Source organism: Mycobacterium kyogaense, assembly GCF_003254575.1.
GTDB lineage: Bacteria > Actinomycetota > Actinomycetes > Mycobacteriales > Mycobacteriaceae > Mycobacterium > Mycobacterium kyogaense.
In genome coordinates this window covers 1-16,002 of sequence record NZ_QJUA01000020.1, presented here as the reverse complement: position 1 = coordinate 16,002, position 16,002 = coordinate 1, and the positions used below count along the sequence as shown (strand labels likewise).

Annotated in this window: 14 protein-coding genes; 6 read left to right on the top strand and 8 right to left on the bottom strand. The window is 69.1% G+C overall.

The features are described 5' to 3' along the window. Positions 1-53 precede the first annotated feature (53 nt). On the top strand, positions 54-902 hold the full coding sequence (locus DMB80_RS15050; protein WP_111510650.1) for a carbon-nitrogen hydrolase family protein: 849 nt from the start codon (positions 54-56) through the stop codon (positions 900-902). Between the two features lie 55 nt (positions 903-957). On the opposite strand, the gene glnA is transcribed toward DMB80_RS15050, so the two are convergent. Beyond that, a complete protein-coding gene (gene glnA, locus DMB80_RS15045; RefSeq protein WP_046362830.1) occupies positions 958-2,394 on the bottom strand; it encodes a type I glutamate--ammonia ligase in 1,437 nt (478 codons plus the stop codon). Positions 2,395-2,539: 145 nt separating this feature from the next. Here glnA and DMB80_RS15040 point away from each other — a divergent pair, with 145 nt between their 5' ends. Continuing rightward, positions 2,540-3,004: an RDD family protein gene (locus tag DMB80_RS15040; protein WP_111510589.1), complete on the top strand. Its 465-nt coding sequence runs from the start codon at positions 2,540-2,542 to the stop codon at positions 3,002-3,004. Here the strand turns inward: DMB80_RS15040 and DMB80_RS15035 are convergent. The 6 genes from DMB80_RS15035 to sucB all read right to left on the bottom strand — a co-directional run bounded on the left by DMB80_RS15035 (position 3,001) and on the right by sucB (position 10,043). After that, on the bottom strand, positions 3,001-4,824 hold the full coding sequence (locus DMB80_RS15035) for an amidohydrolase (protein ID WP_111510588.1): 1,824 nt from the start codon (positions 4,822-4,824) through the stop codon (positions 3,001-3,003). The two genes, DMB80_RS15040 and DMB80_RS15035, sit on opposite strands and share 4 nt — an antisense overlap. A gap of 82 nt (positions 4,825-4,906) precedes the next feature. Beyond that, complete coding sequence (locus tag DMB80_RS15030; RefSeq protein ID WP_111510587.1) at positions 4,907-5,659, bottom strand: DUF4191 domain-containing protein; 753 nt, start codon at positions 5,657-5,659, stop codon at positions 4,907-4,909. Positions 5,660-5,672: 13 nt separating this feature from the next. Continuing rightward, positions 5,673-6,617 carry a lipoyl synthase gene (lipA, locus tag DMB80_RS15025; protein ID WP_111510586.1) on the bottom strand — a complete coding sequence of 315 codons (945 nt, stop codon included), beginning with the start codon at positions 6,615-6,617 and terminating at the stop codon, positions 5,673-5,675. Further along, complete coding sequence (lipB, locus tag DMB80_RS15020; protein ID WP_111510585.1) at positions 6,614-7,300, bottom strand: lipoyl(octanoyl) transferase LipB; 687 nt, start codon at positions 7,298-7,300, stop codon at positions 6,614-6,616. Before lipB ends, lipA begins: the two co-directional genes overlap by 4 nt. Before the next feature lie 10 nt (positions 7,301-7,310). Further along, complete coding sequence (locus tag DMB80_RS15015) at positions 7,311-8,222, bottom strand: TIGR01777 family oxidoreductase (RefSeq protein ID WP_111510649.1); 912 nt, start codon at positions 8,220-8,222, stop codon at positions 7,311-7,313. Positions 8,223-8,234: 12 nt separating this feature from the next. Then, on the bottom strand, positions 8,235-10,043 hold the full coding sequence (sucB, locus tag DMB80_RS15010) for a 2-oxoglutarate dehydrogenase, E2 component, dihydrolipoamide succinyltransferase (RefSeq protein WP_111510584.1): 1,809 nt from the start codon (positions 10,041-10,043) through the stop codon (positions 8,235-8,237). Between the two features lie 166 nt (positions 10,044-10,209). Here sucB and DMB80_RS15005 point away from each other — a divergent pair, with 166 nt between their 5' ends. Together DMB80_RS15005 and DMB80_RS15000 are read left to right on the top strand one after the other, a co-directional pair. Next, positions 10,210-10,560: an oxidoreductase gene (locus DMB80_RS15005; protein ID WP_111510583.1), complete on the top strand. Its 351-nt coding sequence runs from the start codon at positions 10,210-10,212 to the stop codon at positions 10,558-10,560. 4 nt (positions 10,561-10,564) lie between these two features. Beyond that, entirely contained in the window at positions 10,565-11,920 is a 1,356-nt protein-coding gene (locus tag DMB80_RS15000; RefSeq protein ID WP_240431210.1) for an SDR family oxidoreductase, read from the top strand. Between the two features lie 50 nt (positions 11,921-11,970). On the opposite strand, the gene DMB80_RS14995 is transcribed toward DMB80_RS15000, so the two are convergent. After that, a complete protein-coding gene (locus DMB80_RS14995) occupies positions 11,971-13,491 on the bottom strand; it encodes a leucyl aminopeptidase (RefSeq protein ID WP_111510581.1) in 1,521 nt (506 codons plus the stop codon). A gap of 40 nt (positions 13,492-13,531) precedes the next feature. Between DMB80_RS14995 and gcvT the strand changes: the two genes are divergently transcribed. Both gcvT and DMB80_RS14985 read left to right on the top strand, forming a co-directional pair. After that, a complete protein-coding gene (gene gcvT / locus DMB80_RS14990) occupies positions 13,532-14,629 on the top strand; it encodes a glycine cleavage system aminomethyltransferase GcvT (RefSeq protein WP_111510648.1) in 1,098 nt (365 codons plus the stop codon). A gap of 32 nt (positions 14,630-14,661) precedes the next feature. Then, positions 14,662-15,765 (top strand): branched-chain amino acid aminotransferase, encoded by a 1,104-nt coding sequence (locus tag DMB80_RS14985; RefSeq protein WP_046366479.1) that lies wholly within the window; start codon positions 14,662-14,664, stop codon positions 15,763-15,765. Positions 15,766-16,002 lie beyond the last annotated feature (237 nt).

Genomic DNA, 16,002 nt, shown 5'->3' with positions numbered 1-16,002 from the left:
CCGCTTTGTCTGGGTTCGAAACTGCATCAGCAGTCATGACCACAATGGATGCCATGTCACGAGAACTGTCCCTGGCCCTCGTCCAGCACGACGCCGCGACGACCGCTGCCGACTTCGGTCGCGATCTGCGGCTGCTGACCCGCCAGTACCCGGCGACGTCGCTGTTCGTGTTCCCCGAGCAGCATCTGCTCGGAGACTGGGACCCGTGGGACCCGGCCAGCACGGAGAACCACGCGCAACCGCTCGACGGGCCGCTGTGCCGCGCGGTCGGCGAACTGGCCGGGGAACTCGGTGTGTGGGTGGCCCCCGGCAGCATCCTGGAACGCTCCGACGACGGCCGGATCCACAACACGATGGTGGTGTTCGCGCCGACCGGCGAGCTGGCGGCCGTCTATCGCAAGGCCTTCCCGTGGCGCCCTGTCGAGACCACCGAGCCGGGCCGGGAGTTCGTCACCGTGCCGATCGAGCAGGCCACCGTCGGGCTGACGGTCTGCTACGACGCGTGGTTTCCCGAGGTGTCGCGCCAACTGTCCTGGATGGGTGCCGAACTCCTGCTCAACGTCGTGCTCACACCGACCGCGGACCGCGCGCAGGAAGTGGTGCTGGTCCAGGCCAACGCGATCGTGAACCAGGTGTTCGTCGCGAGTGTGAACGCGGCGACGCCGCGCGGGCAGGGTCGCAGCCTGCTCGTCGACCCGCAGGGGCGCATTCTCGCGGCCGCGGTGGGCGCCGAGCCGACCGTGCTCGCCGCGACCATCGACCTCGACGAGGTGGGCCGCACCCGACGCCACGGCACGGCGGGGGTGACGCGGCCGTGGTCACCCTTCACCGAGACCGACGTGCCGATCGAGCTGCCGGTCTACGGCGGCAGGATCGACCCGGCGACGTGGACGCCGCAATGAGAAACGCCCGCCCGGTCGGTGACCGGGCGGGCGAATCCTATTGCCTTACAACGACTTACACGTCGTAGTAGAGCGAGAACTCGTACGGGTGAGGACGGATCTGGACCGGCATGATCTCGTTCTCACGCTTGTACGAGATCCAGGTCTCGATCAGATCCTCGGTGAACACGCCGCCCTCGGTGAGGTACTCGTGGTCCTCTTCGAGCTTGTCGATCACCGCCGCCAGCGACGTCGGCGCCTGCGGGATGTTGGCGGCCTCCTCCGGGGGAAGCTCGTAGAGGTCCTTATCGACCGGCGACAGCGGCTCGATCTTCTTCTTGATGCCGTCGATGCCGGCCATCAGCATCGCCGCGAACGCCAGGTACGGGTTGCCCGAGCTGTCCGGGCAACGGAACTCGAGGCGCTTGGCCTTCGGGTTGTTGCCGGTGATCGGGATACGCACGCAGGCGGAGCGGTTGCGCTGGCTGTACACCAGGTTGATCGGCGCCTCATAGCCCGGCACCAGACGCTTGTAGGAGTTCACCGTCGGGTTGGTGAACGCCAGCAGCGACGGCGCGTGGTGCAGGATGCCGCCGATGTAGTGGCGCGCCATGTCCGACAGGCCGGCGTATCCGGACTCGTCGTGGAACAGCGGCTTGCCGTCCTTCCACAGCGACTGGTGGGCGTGCATACCCGAACCGTTGTCGCCGAACAGCGGCTTCGGCATGAAGGTGACGGTCTTGCCGTTCTTCCACGCCGTGTTCTTGATGATGTACTTGAACAGCAGCACATCGTCGGCCGCGTGCAGCAGCGTGTTGAACTTGTAGTTGATCTCGGCCTGACCGGCGGTGCCCACCTCGTGGTGACCACGCTCGAGCACGAACCCGGCGTTCTGCAGGTTGGTGGCCATCTCGTCGCGCAGGTCGACGTAGTGGTCGTACGGGGCGACGGGGAAGTAGCCGCCCTTGGGACGCACCTTGTAGCCCAGGTTCGGGCTGCCGTCGGACTCGAACGGCTCACCGGTGTTCCACCAGCCCGACTCCGAGTCGATCTCGTAGAACGTGCCGTTGATCTTCGAGTCGAAGGTCACCGAGTCGAAGATGTAGAACTCGGCCTCGGCGCCGAAGAAGCAGGTGTCGGCGATCCCGGTGCTGGCGAGGTAGTTCTCTGCCTTGCGGGCGACGTTGCGCGGGTCGCGCGAGTACGCCTCACGGGTGAACGGATCGTGGACGAAGAAGTTGAGGTTCAGCGTCTTGGCGGCGCGGAACGGGTCGATCTGCGCGGTCGCGGGGTCGGGCAGCAGCATCATGTCCGACTCGTGGATGGACTGGAAGCCGCGCACCGACGAACCGTCGAACGCGAGACCGTCCTCGAACACGCTCTCGTCGAACGCCGAGGCCGGGATCGAGAAGTGCTGGACGACGCCGGGCAAATCGCAGAACCGAATGTCGACGTACTCGACCTTCTCGTCCTTGATCAGCTTGAAGATGTCGTCTGAGGTCGTTTCTGCCACTGAGTGCTCTCCTTCACTTGGTAACCCGCTGGTGACGCTATGGACGCGATGTTGCACGGCCGTCAAGCACATGTTGCGTGGACGTTACGCGTGCCGTCTCGGCCGCCGTGGGCGGTGCCTGCCGCCGCGACACTATCCTGGCGATATGGCACGCACGTCCGGTTCCGGTCTCGGCTCGTGGCTGTCCGGAGCGGGAACACCCGCGCCCGGCAGCTATCCCGGCGAGCGGTTGGGCCTGCCCAAGGACGGCCCGGGCTCGATCGCCCGCTTCGGCCGCCGCATCGCAGCGCTCATTGTCGACTGGGTGATAGCTCTCGGTCTCGCCGCTCTGGTGGTGGCAGTCGTTTCCTTCACCGTGCCGGTGCAAACGGTCCAGCTCATCGTCTGGTTCGTGCTCGGCGTGGCCTCGGTGCGTCTCTTCGGGTTCTCGCCCGGCCAGCTGGCGCTCGGTCTGAAAGTGGTTCCGGTCGACGGCCGGCTGCACGTGGGCGCCGGCCGTGCGCTGGGGCGTGGCCTGCTGATCACCCTGGTGATCCCCGCGCTGTTCACCGACTCCGACCTGCGCGGCCTGCATGATCTGGCGACCAAGACCGCGGTGGTGAAGCGCTAACCCTGGTGGACGACCTTGCCGTTCATCATCGTCGTCGTCACCGTCGCCGCGTGGATCTCGCGCGGATCGATCTCCAGCAGGTTGCGGTCCAGCACGATCAGATCGGCGCGCTTGCCCACTTCCAGTGAGCCGACTTTGTCGTCGAGCCTCAGCTGGTAGGCCGCGCCGAGCGTATTGGCGTGCACCGCCTCGGCGACCGTGAGTTTCTGGTCGACCGGGACGAGGACCGGGGCGGCCGGCTCACCGATCAGCTGGCGCGTCACCCCGATCTGGATCGAGTCGAGTGGCTTGTAGGTGGAGAAGTAGCCCGCGGCCGGCCAATCGGTGCCCAGCGAGATGCGGCCGCCTGAGCGCAGCACCTCCTGTGCGCGATACATCAGGTCAGCGCGGGGCTTGCCGTACCGGACGGCCATGTTCTGCAGGGTGTCGGGATCTCCTGACATCCAGTTCGCCGAGAACTGCGCGACGACACCGAGCGGACCGAACCGCTGATTGTCGGGATCTTGGACGTACACCAGGTGCGCGATCGTGTGCCTGCGGTCGCGGGGTGGGTTGGCCGCGATCGCCGCCTCGACCGCATCGAGCGCCGTGCGCACGGTGCGTTCACCGCAGGCGTGGACGTGCACGTCGAAGCCGGCGGCGTCGACCTCGCCCACCAGTTGACGCCACTGCGCCTCGGTGAACGGCGACGCGCCGATGGAGTCCGGTTTGTCGGCGTAGGGCTCGATCAGCCAGGCCGTGTATCCGCCCTGGGTGCCGTCGCCGATCACCTTCACGACGCCGACACTGACCAGGTCGGTCGATATGCGGTCCCGGATGCCGGTCAGCTCGGCGACCGCATTGTCGACCGGTGGTCCCTTGACGCTGTAGGAGGCCACCACCCGGAACGGCAGGTTGCCCTGCTTCTCCACGTCGGTGTAGAGCGCGATCAACGCCCCTTGATCGTCGCCGATCGGCGGCACCCCGGCGTCGAACACCGTGGTGATGCCGGCGGCCGACGCCTTCGGCAGCCAGTCGATGAGCAGCGTCTTCATGGTGTCCGGCGAGATCGGTTCGATCGCGTTGACGATGCCGAGCACCGCCGTCACCTCCAGCACGTAGCCGGTCGGCTCGCCGTTCTCGTCGCGCGCGTAGTAGCTGAACCCGGGGATGGGGTCCTGCGTTTCGCGGGTCACCCCGGCGATCTCCAGCGCCTTGCTGTTCGCCCACAGGCTGTGCCCGTCGATGGCGAAGAAGAATCCCGGCCGGTCGGGCAGCACCCGGTCCAGATCGGCGCGCGTCGGCCCCTCGGGGCCGAACATGTCCACCCGCCAACCGAACCCGCGTATCGGCCCGTCGGGATGGGCCTTCGCGTAGGCGGCGATCGCGTCCAGCGCGTCCTGCCCGGTGGGCACCTGCAGGTCGACGCCGGTGGTCAGGAACGCGCCCAGGAACGGGTGGATGTGGCCCTCCACGAAGCCCGGCATGACGAACCCGCCCGCCAGGTCGACGACCGTGGTGTCCGGTCCGGCCAGCGCCTTGGCCCCGGCGCTGTCGCCGACGTAGCTGATCGTGTTACCGGTGACCGCGACCGCCTCGGCCCACGGCTGCGCGGTCGCGACGGTGTAGACGCGGCCGTTGTGGAACACCGTGTCGGCCTTGCGCTCGGCACCGGCGGTGGTGGTGGCCGGTGCCTGGGACCCCGTCCCGCACGCGCTCGCAGTCACGGCCGCCGCCGTCGTCACCGCGGCAGCGCGAAGGACCGAACGGCGCGTCAGCGACGCCGAGCTCGTCCTGCCGAACGCAGCAAAATGCGGCGCCCACTCACACGCAGTGCACATGGCCCGTCCCCCCTTGGGCGCGACGGCCCGCAGCGAATTGTCGCCGCCGTCGACGGGTGTGGCAAGTGTGGCGCGCGGGGCGTCAGCGTCGACGCACGGTGCGCTGCACTCCGCGCATCTTCGCCTGTGCGGGCAGCGGACCCTTCGGCATCGCCGCCGGGCCGATCTTGGAGCCCAGCGCAGCCAGCCTCGACTCCAGCGAATCCATCTGCTTGACCGTGATGTTGGCCGGCAACTTGCGCATGTGCCGGTCCAGCTTCGACAGCGGCACCTCGCCGTCGCCGTTGCCGATGATCACGTCGTAGATCGGGACATCGCCGACCAGGCGGGCCGTGCGCTTCTTCTCCTGCGCCAGCAGCGGCTTGAGCCGGTTCGGTGCACCCTCGGCCACGAAGATCACGCCGGGCCGGCCGATCACCCGGTGCACGGCATCGAAGTGTCCGGTCGCGGCGACCCCGGGCGTCACCCGCCACTGGCCGCGCAGGTTGTCCAGTGCCCACGCCGCCGCGCCGGTCTGCCCCTCGGCCTTCGTGTACACCGACTTCTGTGCGCGCCGGCCGAAGATGATGAACGCGACCAGCGCGCCCAGCACGATGCCCAGCGGGATCAGCATGAACATCGTGAAGCCACCCGCATAGAGACCGGCCGCCACAGACGCCGCCACGATCAGCACGAACGCGCCGATCATGTACGGCAGGAGCCGCTTGTCCTCTTTGCGCTGGATCTGGAACGCCTGCCACAGCTGGCTGCGCCGCTGCTTCGATGCGGCCTTGCGAGCGGCCTTCGCCTCCGCCTTCGCGGCCTTGACCTCAGCGGGGTTACGCGATTTCGCCATACGTTGAGGATATCTATGGCGTGGGCGTCGGTTGCGCGGACCGCGACGCTATTGTCTGCGCGTACAACTTCCCCGCCCGGTACGACGAGCGGACCAGGGGTCCGGCCAGCACACCGGCGAAGCCGAGTTCGGTGGCGAACTGCTGATGCTCGACGAACTCGTCGGGATGCACCCAACGCTCGACGGGGTGGTGCCGCGCCGACGGCCGCAGGTACTGGGTGATCGTGACGATGTCGCAGCCCGCGTCGTGCAGATCGCGCAGCGCGGTGCGCACCTCCTCCGGTGTCTCACCCATGCCGAGGATCAGGTTGCTCTTGGTCACCAGATCGTCTGCGCGGGCCATCGTCAGCACCGACAGGCTGCGCTCGTAGCGGAACGCCGGCCGGATTCGCTTGAAGATGCGGGGCACCGTTTCGACGTTGTGCGCCAACACTTCCGGCCGCGTCTCGAACACCTGCGCCAGCTGCTCGGGGTCGGCGTTGAAGTCGGGGATGAGAAGTTCCACGCCGGTGTTCGGGTTGAGCGCCTTGATCTGGCGGACCGTCTCGGCGTAGAGCCACGCGCCGCCGTCGGGCAGATCGTCGCGCGCCACACCCGTCACCGTCGAATACCGCAGCCCCATCGCCTGCACGCTCTCGGCGACGCGGCGCGGCTCGTCGCGGTCCAGATCGGCCGGCTTACCGGTGTCGATCTGGCAGAAGTCGCAGCGACGGGTGCACTGTTCGCCGCCGATCAGGAAGGTGGCCTCGCGGTCTTCCCAGCACTCGTAGATGTTGGGGCAGCCCGCCTCTTCGCACACCGTGTGCAGGCCTTCGCGGCGGACCAGAGACTTGAGCTCGGTGTACTCGGGGCCCATCTTGGCGCGGGTCTTGATCCACGGTGGTTTGCGCTCGATCGGCGTCTGCGCGTTGCGCACCTCGAGCCGGAGCAGTTTGCGGTTACCGGGATCGACACTCACTGCATCGATGCTACTGCGTGACCGGCCACGGGGAGCCGGCCGTCGAGCACGTCACAGACCGCGTCGGCCACCGGGGTGAGGACGTCGTCGACGGTGACGCGGCGGCCGAGCTCGGCGGTCAGCGAGGTGACACCCGCGTCGGCGATGCCGCACGGCACGATCGAGCCGTAGGCGCCGAGATCGCAGTCGCAGTTCAGCGCGAACCCGTGCTGGGTGACCCCGCGCGCCACCCGGATGCCGATCGCGGCGATCTTGCGCTCCGGGCGCGGCCCGTCGGCGGCCAGCCACACGCCGGAGCGACCCTCGACGCGGCCCGTCTGCAGGCCGAAGCCGGCGCACACGGTGATCAACGCCTCTTCGAGACGGCGCACGAAGTTGACGACGTCCATCGGCTCCGCGAGCCCGACGATCGGATAACCGACCAGCTGACCGGGTCCGTGCCAGGTGATCTTGCCGCCGCGGTCGGTGTCGACGACGGGCGTGCCGTCCGCGGGACGTTCCTCGGGCAGCGTGCGCCGACCTGCCGTGTACACCGACGGATGCTGCAGCAGCAGCAACTCGTCGGGGCCGCCGTCGACCCGGGCCGCGACGATCTCCCGCTGCAGATCCCACGCCGTCTGATAGTCGAGCGTGCCGAGCCTGCGCACCACGACTGTGTCGCTGCTCGAGCGGATCGACCCCATGGAATCGACGTTACTCACGGCTGCCGGCGGTGGCGAACCGCAATGCCTCGCCGATCGTGTTGTGGTGGAACCGGAAGCCGGCGTTCTCGAGTGCGGCCGGGATCGCGCGCTGACCGCCGAGCACCCCCTCGTCGGCGAACTCGCCCAGCACCGTGCGCAGCGCGAACCCGGGCACCACGAACGGTGTCGGCCGGTTCACCGTGCGCCCGAGCGCCGTGGTGAACTCCGCGTTGGTGACCGGCGCCGGGCCGGTGAAGTTCACCGGGCCCGCCAGCTCGTCGTGGGTGATCGCGAACAACAGCGCGCGGATCTGGTCCTCCAGGCTGATCCACGACATGTACTGACGTCCGTTGCCCAGCCGCGCGCCCAGCCCCAGCGAGAACAGCGGCCGAATCCGCCCGAGCATCCCGCCCGACGGCGACATCACCAGACCGGTGCGGGGGAGGACGACGCGCACGCCCGCCCGGGCGGCGACCGTCGTCGCGGCCTCCCAGTCCACGGTGAGCCGCGCCAGGAACGTGCTCCCTGGCGCGGCCGTCTCGTCCACCGGCCGGGAGCCGGTGTCGCCGTAGTAGCCGACGGCGCTGGCGTTGACCAGCACGGGGACCCCCGCGTCGACGACGGCGCGCGACAGCACCTCGGTCGGGCCGATCCTGCTGTCGCGCAGGCTCTGCTTGAACGCGCCCGACCACCGCTTCTCGCCGACGTTGACACCGCACATGTTGACCACGGCCGACACGCCCTGAAGGGCGCTCGCGTCGAACTCACCGGTGTCGGGGTTCCAGTACACCTCGTCGGCGTTGGAGGGGGCGCGCCGCACGATGCGGATCACCCGGTGATCGGTGGAGCGCAGCGCATAGACCAGCGCCGTCCCGATCACACCGGATGAACCCGCGATCGCGATGACCGAATCGGGTGGCATCGACACCGTCGTCTACAGCCCCAGGTCGGCCTCGAAGGCACCCTCTTCGAGGCGACGCTTGATCGTCGTGACGAACCGGCCGGCGTCGGCGCCGTCGATGAGGCGGTGGTCGTAGGTCAACGGCAGGTAGCTGACCGAGCGCACGCCGATCGACTCGTTACCGAACTCGTCGACGATGACCCGCGGCCGCTTGACGATCGCGCCCGTGCCCAGCATCGCCGCCTGCGGCGGCACCAGGATCGGGGTGTCGAACAGAGCGCCCTGGCTGCCGATGTTGGTGATCGTGAACGTGCCACCGGACAGCTCGTCGGGCTTGAGATCACCCGAGCGGGCGCGGGCGGCGATGTCGGCGATCGCCCGCGCCAACCCACCCAGCGACAGGTCCCCGGCGTTTTTGATCACCGGCGAGAGCAGACCCTGATCGGTGTCCACCGCGAAGCCGAGGTGCTCGGCGTCGTAGTAGGTGATCTGCTTGGAGTCCTCGTCGTAGCTGGCGTTGACGTTCGGGTGCAGCTTCAGCGCGTCGATCACCGCGCGGGCGATGAACGGCAGGTAGGTCAGTTTGACGCCCTCCCGCTCGCTGAAGCCGGCCTTGGCCTTGGCCCGCAGCGCCACGATCTTGGTCATGTCGACCTCGTGGACCTGGGTGAGCTGCGCCGTCGTCTGCAGCGACTCCCGGGTCTTCTTCGCGGTGATCTGCCGGATCCGGTTCGCCTTCTGCGTGGTGCCGCGCAGATGCGCCAGGGCACCCTCGGGCGCCGGAGCGGGCGTGGTCGTCTTGCCGGGCGCCTCGGCGGCGGGTGCCGGCTTGGATTCCTCGGCCGGCTTCTTGGCTGCCTCCGCGGCGGCCAGCACGTCCTGCTTGCGGATGCGGCCGCCGACGCCGGTGCCCTTCACCGAGGACAGGTCGACGTTGTGCTCGCCGGCGAGCTTGCGCACCAGCGGGGTGACGTAGGGACCCGAATCGCCGGACGACGAGCCGGCCGATGCCGGCTCCGGTTCCTTCTCGGGTTCCTTCTTGGGCTCGGGCTTGGATTCTTTCTTGGGCTCCGGCTTGGGCTCGGGCTTCGATTCCTGCTTCGGCTCTTCCTTGGCCTCGGGCTCGGGTTCCGGCTCGGGCTCCGGCTCAGGTTCCGGCTCCGGCTCCGGCTCAGGTTCCGGCTCGCTGTCGGCCTCACTGGCGTCGCCGATCTTGGCCAGCTCACCGCCGACCTCGACGGTGTCGTCCTCCTCGGCGGTGATGGACAGCAGCGTGCCGGCCACGGGCGAGGGGATCTCGGTGTCGACCTTGTCGGTGGAGACCTCGACGAGCGGCTCGTCGACCTCCACGCTGTCGCCGACCTCCTTGAGCCAGCGCGTCACGGTGCCCTCGGTGACGGACTCGCCGAGCTCGGGCATCAGCACCGGTGTGGACTTCCCGGAGCCGCCCGAGGACTTCTTGGGTTCGGGCTTGTCCTCCGGCTCGTCCGCGGACTCCTCCTCGTCGGCGCTGTCGTCGGCCTCGGGCTCGGGCTCTTCGGCCGGCTCCTCGGCCGGCTCCTCGTCAGCTCCGTCGTCGTCGCTACCGCTGTCATCGGACTCGTCGGCGTCACCGATCACGGCGAGTTCGCCGCCGACCTCGACGGTGTCGTCCTCCTGAGCCACGATCTTCTTCAGCACCCCGGATGCGGGGGACGGGATCTCGGTGTCGACCTTGTCGGTCGACACCTCCAACAGCGGCTCGTCCTCCTCGACCGTGTCACCCTCCTGCTTCAGCCAGCGGGTGACAGTCCCTTCGGTCACGCTCTCTCCGAGGGCGGGCATCTGGACGGAGATGGCCATAGTGTCGTGGCTCCCTTGCACGGTCGTTCGTGGTCGATTTCACGGTCTCGAGGTGTCGGTTCCCCATCCTGTCACGTCCGATGCGACGTTTCGCCGCAGACGCGTGCACCGAGCGCTCTGGCACTATCGAAGCGAGGGGTTCGGCAGTCGGAAGGAGCGACCCCAGGTGGGACTGTTCGACGCGCTGAAAGGCCGGCGTCGTGGCGGGCGTGCCGGTGCCGATCCTGCGGTCGATCTGCGCTACCTGCAGCAATGGGTCGCCGAACACGTCGGTGTCGAGGCCTTCGTGGAACCGAAGACGACGGTCACCGACGTCACCGTGGTGCTCGTCGCCGCCGACGGCGAATGGACCAGACGCCGCGCGGGCGGTTACGCCGGCGCACGCAAGTTGTCCGACCGCTTGAAGATCCCCGTCTACGACGTGCAGAAGGTCGGCTATCCGCAGCGCATGCGGGACTACGACGAGCGCCGTCGCATCGAGCGCAAGCGCGCCGCCCGCGAGGAGTTGGACCGCTAGTAGCGTGCGGCTCGTGAACACCGACGGGCCGACCATCGTGGCGGTGCATGCCCACCCTGACTCGCCGCAGATCTGGACGAACGTGGCGGGGTTGCTTGACGGCGCGCGCGTCGTCCACACCGACCCGGCCGGACTGTCCGCCGCGCTGACCGGGGACCGCCCCGTCCACGTGATCGCCCACGGGCCCGCGGTCGCCGCGGTGTGGGACGCGCTGACGCGGCCGGGTGCCGCTGTCGCGTCGGTGACGCTGTCGCCGCCGGTTCAACGGCGACGGCGTCGGCGGCGCCCGTTCGGGCCCGCGCAGCGTGTCGATGTGCCGGTGCAGCTGATCGTCTCGTCGGATCGCGTGGCCGGCCGTCGCGACGATCTCCCCGCGACACTGCCGCGCCTGTGGCGGCGCGAGGTGGCGACCGGGCAGCCCGCCCCCGACACCCACCCGGAGCTGTACGCCCGCGCGGTGCGCCAGTTCGTCGAGCACCTCGACGGTGCCCCCGCGGCCCGGGAGTTGCGACGCGCCGAGATGCGACGGGAGCGGCGACCGTTCGGCGACACGCTGGTGTCGGTCACCGGTGCCGGCAGTGGAATCGGCCGCGAGACCGCGTTGGCGTTCGCGCGCGACGGGGCCGAGCTGGTGATCAGCGACGTCGACGGCGACGGGCTGGCTGAGACCGCACGCCAGCTCGCCGCCGTGGGTGCGACCGCGCACCGCTACCTCGTCGACGTGGCCGACGCCGCCGCCGTGGAGTCCTTCGCCGAGGAGGTCTGCGGCGAGCACGGGGTGCCCGACATCGTGATCAACAACGCCGGCGTCGGGCATGCCGGCTACTTCCTCGACACGCCCGCCGACGAGTTCGACCGCGTGCTCGACATCAACTTCGGCGGCGTGGTCAACGGCTGCCGGTCCTTCGGTCGGCGCCTGGTCGAGCGCGGCACCGGCGGACACATCGTCAACATCGCCTCGATGGCGTCCTACACGCCGGTCAACATGATGAACGCCTACTGCACGTCGAAGGCGGCGGTCTTCATGTTCTCCGATTGCCTTCGCGCAGAACTGGATTCGGCCGGTATCGGGGTGACCACCATCTGTCCCGGAGTGATCGGCACCAACATCGTCGACACCACCCGCTTCTCACTGCCCGAGTCCAGGAACGCCGACGCCGAGAAGCTGCGGGCGCGGGCCAAGCGGGGCTTCGCGGTGCGCCGCTACGGTCCCGAGAGAGTGGCTGCGGCGATCGTCAGCGCGGTGACCAAGAAGAAGGCGGTGCGTCCCGTCACACCGGAGGCACACGTCGTCTACGCGATCGCACACGCCGCCCCGGCGGCGATGCGCAGTGGGGCGCGCGGCGGCAAGTTCGTCTGACCCTGCTTCACCCCGACTGCTCAGCCGTTGACTGCTCAGCCGTTGACTGCTCAGCCGTTGACTGCGATGTCCTCCAGGACCGCGAACATCGTGCGCGTCGGCACGCCGGTGCCGCCCTTGGGGGTGTAGCCCCACGGCCCACCCGAGTTGTAGGCCGGCACCGCGATATCGATGTGAGCCCAGGCCACCCCGTCGGCGACGAACTCCCGCAGATACGTGCCCGCGACCAGCATGCCGGCGTTGCGCGACGCACTGACGTTCGCCAGATCGGCCACCGTCGACTTCAGGTCGTCCTTCAGCTCCTCGGGCAGCGGCATCGCCCAGCCGTTCTCGCCCACCGACTGCGAGATCTCGGCGACCCGGTCGCGGAACTCGTCACTGCCCATCACCCCCGGCGTACGCGCACCGAGCGCGACCATCTGCGCCCCGGTCAACGTCGACGTCTCGATCAGGTAGTCGGGCTCGTCCTCGCACGCCCGCACGATCGCGTCGGCCAGGATCAGCCGGCCCTCGGCGTCGGTGTTGAGCACCTCCACGGTGATGCCGCCGTACTGCGTCAACACGTCACCCGGCCGCTGCGCGGTGCCCGACGGCATGTTCTCGGCCATCGGCACCGTCGCGATCACGTCGATCGGCAGCTTGAGGCGGGCCGCCAGCACGACGGTCGCGATCACCGCGGCGGCGCCACCCATGTCGGAGGTCATGTGGTGCATGTTCGCCGCCGGCTTGATCGAGATGCCGCCGGTGTCGAATGTGATGCCCTTGCCCACCAGCGCCACGGTCTTGGCCTTGCGGCCCTTGCCGCCGCGGTGGGCCAGGCGCACCAGCCGGGGCAGCCGCGACGAGCCCTTGCCGACGCCGATGATGCCGCCGTACCCGCCCTTGGTCAGCGCCTTGTCGTCGAGCACCTCCACCTCGAGGCCGGCATCCTCGCCCAAAGCCTTTGCGCGCTTAGCGAATTCGTCTGGGAAGAGATGGCTCGGCGGGGTGTTGACGAAGTCGCGGGCCGTGGCGACTGCCGTCGCGATGGCCTCACCGCGGGCCGCGGCCTCCTTGGTGGCGGCCTTCGTGTCCGCGGTGAGCGCGGTGATCTTGCGCAGGCCGGCGTCCTTGGGGGTGGTCTTGCCGCTGCGGAACTCGGTGAAGCGGTAGGAGCCGAGGATCAGGCCTTCGACGGCGGCCTCGGTGTCCAGCACCGACAGCGTGGTCAGCACCGACTCCACCCCGTTGAGTGAGCGCGCGGCCGCTCCTGCGGCCCGCCGGATCGTCTCGGCCGAATACTCGTCGCGGCTCTTGCCCAACCCGACCGCGAGCACGCTGCCCACCGGCAACGACGCCACCGGCACACGGGTGACCTGTTCCGCGCCGCCCTTGGCGCCGAGCGCGGCCAGCGCGGCCTCGATCTCGGCCACCGAACCCGCGTCGAGGTGGTCCGCGGCGACCACGCTGGCCCGTGGCTCGTCGCCGACGCTCACCACCGGCACGATCAGCACGGACGACTCGACTTTGCGCTTGGGCAGCGCGCTGGCGACGGTGACGGCAGGGGACTGGTAACCGGCTGGGGTGCTCACGGGGATTCACCCTAGCCACTGCCTACTAGTGTGGGTCGGCGTGAGTGACACACCGTTGACCGGCCCGCTCGAAGACCGGCACCGCGAGCTCGGGGCCACCTTCGCCGAATTCGGGGGCTGGCTGATGCCGGTGTCCTACGCGGGCACCGTCGCCGAGCACACCGCCACCCGCACGACGGTCGGCCTGTTCGACGTCAGCCATCTGGGCAAGGCGCTGGTCACCGGTCCTGGTGCAGCCGACTACGTCAACGCCGCCTTCACCAACGACCTGGGCCGCATCGGTCCGGGCAAGGCGCAGTACACGCTGTGCTGCACCGACGACGGTGGGGTGATCGACGACCTCATCGCCTATTACGTCTCCGACGACGAGATCTTCCTGGTGCCCAACGCGGCCAACACCGCTGACGTCGTCGCCGCGCTGATCGAGCGCGCACCCGCCGGGGTGACGGTCACCGACGAACACCGCTCACGCGCGGTGCTCGCCGTGCAGGGACCCCGGGCGGCCGATGTGGTCGGCGGGCTCGGACTGCCCACCGACATGGACTACATGGGTTACGCCGACGCGGTGTTCGACGGTGTCGACGTCCGGGTCTGCCGCACCGGCTACACCGGCGAGCACGGCTACGAGCTGCTGCCGACCTGGGATCAGGCCGCGGTGGTGTTCGACGCCCTGGTCGAGAAGGTGCGCGACGCGGGCGGTGAGCTCGCGGGCCTCGGCGCCCGCGACACGCTGCGCACCGAGATGGGTTATCCGCTGCACGGTCACGAACTCTCGCGCGACATCTCACCGCTGCAGGCGCGCTGCGGCTGGGCGGTCGGCTGGAAGAAAGACGCCTTCTGGGGGCGTGAGGCGCTGCTCGCCGAGAAGGAGGCGGGACCGCGGCGCACGCTGCGCGGGCTGCGCGCCGTCGGCCGCGGCGTGCTGCGCGGCGAGCTCACCGTGCTCGACGGCGACACCCCCGTCGGTGTCACCACCTCCGGAACGTTTTCTCCCACACTCAAAGTCGGTATCGCGTTGGCGCTCATCGACACCGCCGCCGGCGTCGCCGACGGAGCCCGCGTCACGGTCGACGTGCGGGGCCGCGCCGTCGAGTGTGAGGTGGTCAAACCGCCGTTCGTGGACACCCGCACGCGATAAATCCCTTCCCAGGCGGTTATACAATCGCCTGCATGACTGAAGGCCTCTCGTTCACCGTCGATCGCGCTGCGAATCCGGCGAGCGATGAGGTACGCGCCCAGGTGCTCGGCAACCCGGGCTTCGGCAAGTTCTTCACCGACCACATGGTGTCGGTCGACTACACCGTCGACCAGGGATGGCATGACGCGCGGGTGCTGCCGTACGGACCCATCGAACTCGATCCGTCGGCGGTCGTCCTGCACTACGCGCAGGAGATCTTCGAAGGGCTGAAGGCCTACCGCTGGAACGACGGGTCCATCGTGTCGTTCCGGCCGGAGGCCAACGCGGCGCGGCTGCAGACCTCGGCGCGCCGGCTCGCGATCCCGGAGCTGCCGACCGAGGTGTTCCTCGAGTCGCTGCGTCAGCTGATCGCCGTCGACGGACAGTGGGTGCCGCCGGCCGGCGGTGAGGAGTCGCTCTACCTGCGGCCGTTCATCATCGCGACCGAGCCGGGGCTGGGGGTGCGTCCGGCCGACCGGTACCGCTACCTGGTCATCGCTTCACCTGCCGGCGCGTACTTCCCGCGGGGTATCAAGCCGGTCAGTGTGTGGCTGTCCCACGAGTACGTGCGGGCATCGCCGGGTGGTACCGGCGCAGCGAAGTTCGGTGGCAATTACGCGGCGTCGCTGCTGGCCCAGGCCGAGGCCGCCGACCACGGGTGCGACCAGGTGGTGTGGCTCGACGCCATCGAGCGCCGCTACGTCGAAGAGATGGGCGGGATGAACCTGTTCTTCGTGTTCGGCAGCGGCGGCACCGCGCGATTGGTCACCCCCGAGCTGTCGGGTTCGCTGCTGCCCGGCATCACCCGGAACTCGTTGCTGCAGTTGGCCACTGACGCCGGCTTCGCGGTCGAGGAGCGCAAGATCGATGTCGACGAGTGGCAGAAGAAGGCCGCCGCCGGCGAGATCACCGAGGTGTTCGCCTGCGGCACCGCCGCCGTCATCACCCCGGTGTCTCACGTCAAGCACAGCGACGGCGAGTTCACGATCGCCGACGGTGAACCGGGCGAGATCACGATGGCGCTGCGCGACACGCTGACCGGCATCCAGCGCGGCACCTTCGCCGACACCCACGGCTGGATGACGCGGCTGGGCTAGCTGGCTGTAGGTCGAGTCAAGGGGTGTGGAGGCCGTAGTGGGTCGACGCCTCGGGGCGGGGCGTGATTTCTGTGGTCGGTGGTGCTGCCGAGTTGAGGGCCGGGTGCCTGGCGCCCACGCTGACTTATGCAACCTCGGTGTGGGTTATCTGGCGTCGTTCGGGCTGCCGTGGAGGCGAAGGGCCGGGTGCCAAGCTAGCCTCGGCGTAACCGGTGAGGGTCCGCCATAGCGGATACG

Coding starts and splice junctions, on each gene's coding strand:
- DMB80_RS15050 (WP_111510650.1), top strand. CDS start 54: ATGTCACGAGAACTGTCCCTGGCCCTCGTCCAGCACGACGCCGCGACG.
- DMB80_RS15040 (WP_111510589.1), top strand. CDS start 2,540: ATGGCACGCACGTCCGGTTCCGGTCTCGGCTCGTGGCTGTCCGGAGCG.
- DMB80_RS15035 (WP_111510588.1), bottom strand. CDS start 4,824: ATGTGCACTGCGTGTGAGTGGGCGCCGCATTTTGCTGCGTTCGGCAGG.
- DMB80_RS15030 (WP_111510587.1), bottom strand. CDS start 5,659: ATGGCGAAATCGCGTAACCCCGCTGAGGTCAAGGCCGCGAAGGCGGAG.
- lipB (WP_111510585.1), bottom strand. CDS start 7,300: ATGGGGTCGATCCGCTCGAGCAGCGACACAGTCGTGGTGCGCAGGCTC.
- DMB80_RS15015 (WP_111510649.1), bottom strand. CDS start 8,222: ATGCCACCCGATTCGGTCATCGCGATCGCGGGTTCATCCGGTGTGATC.
- sucB (WP_111510584.1), bottom strand. CDS start 10,043: ATGGCCATCTCCGTCCAGATGCCCGCCCTCGGAGAGAGCGTGACCGAA.
- DMB80_RS14985 (WP_046366479.1), top strand. CDS start 14,662: ATGACTGAAGGCCTCTCGTTCACCGTCGATCGCGCTGCGAATCCGGCG.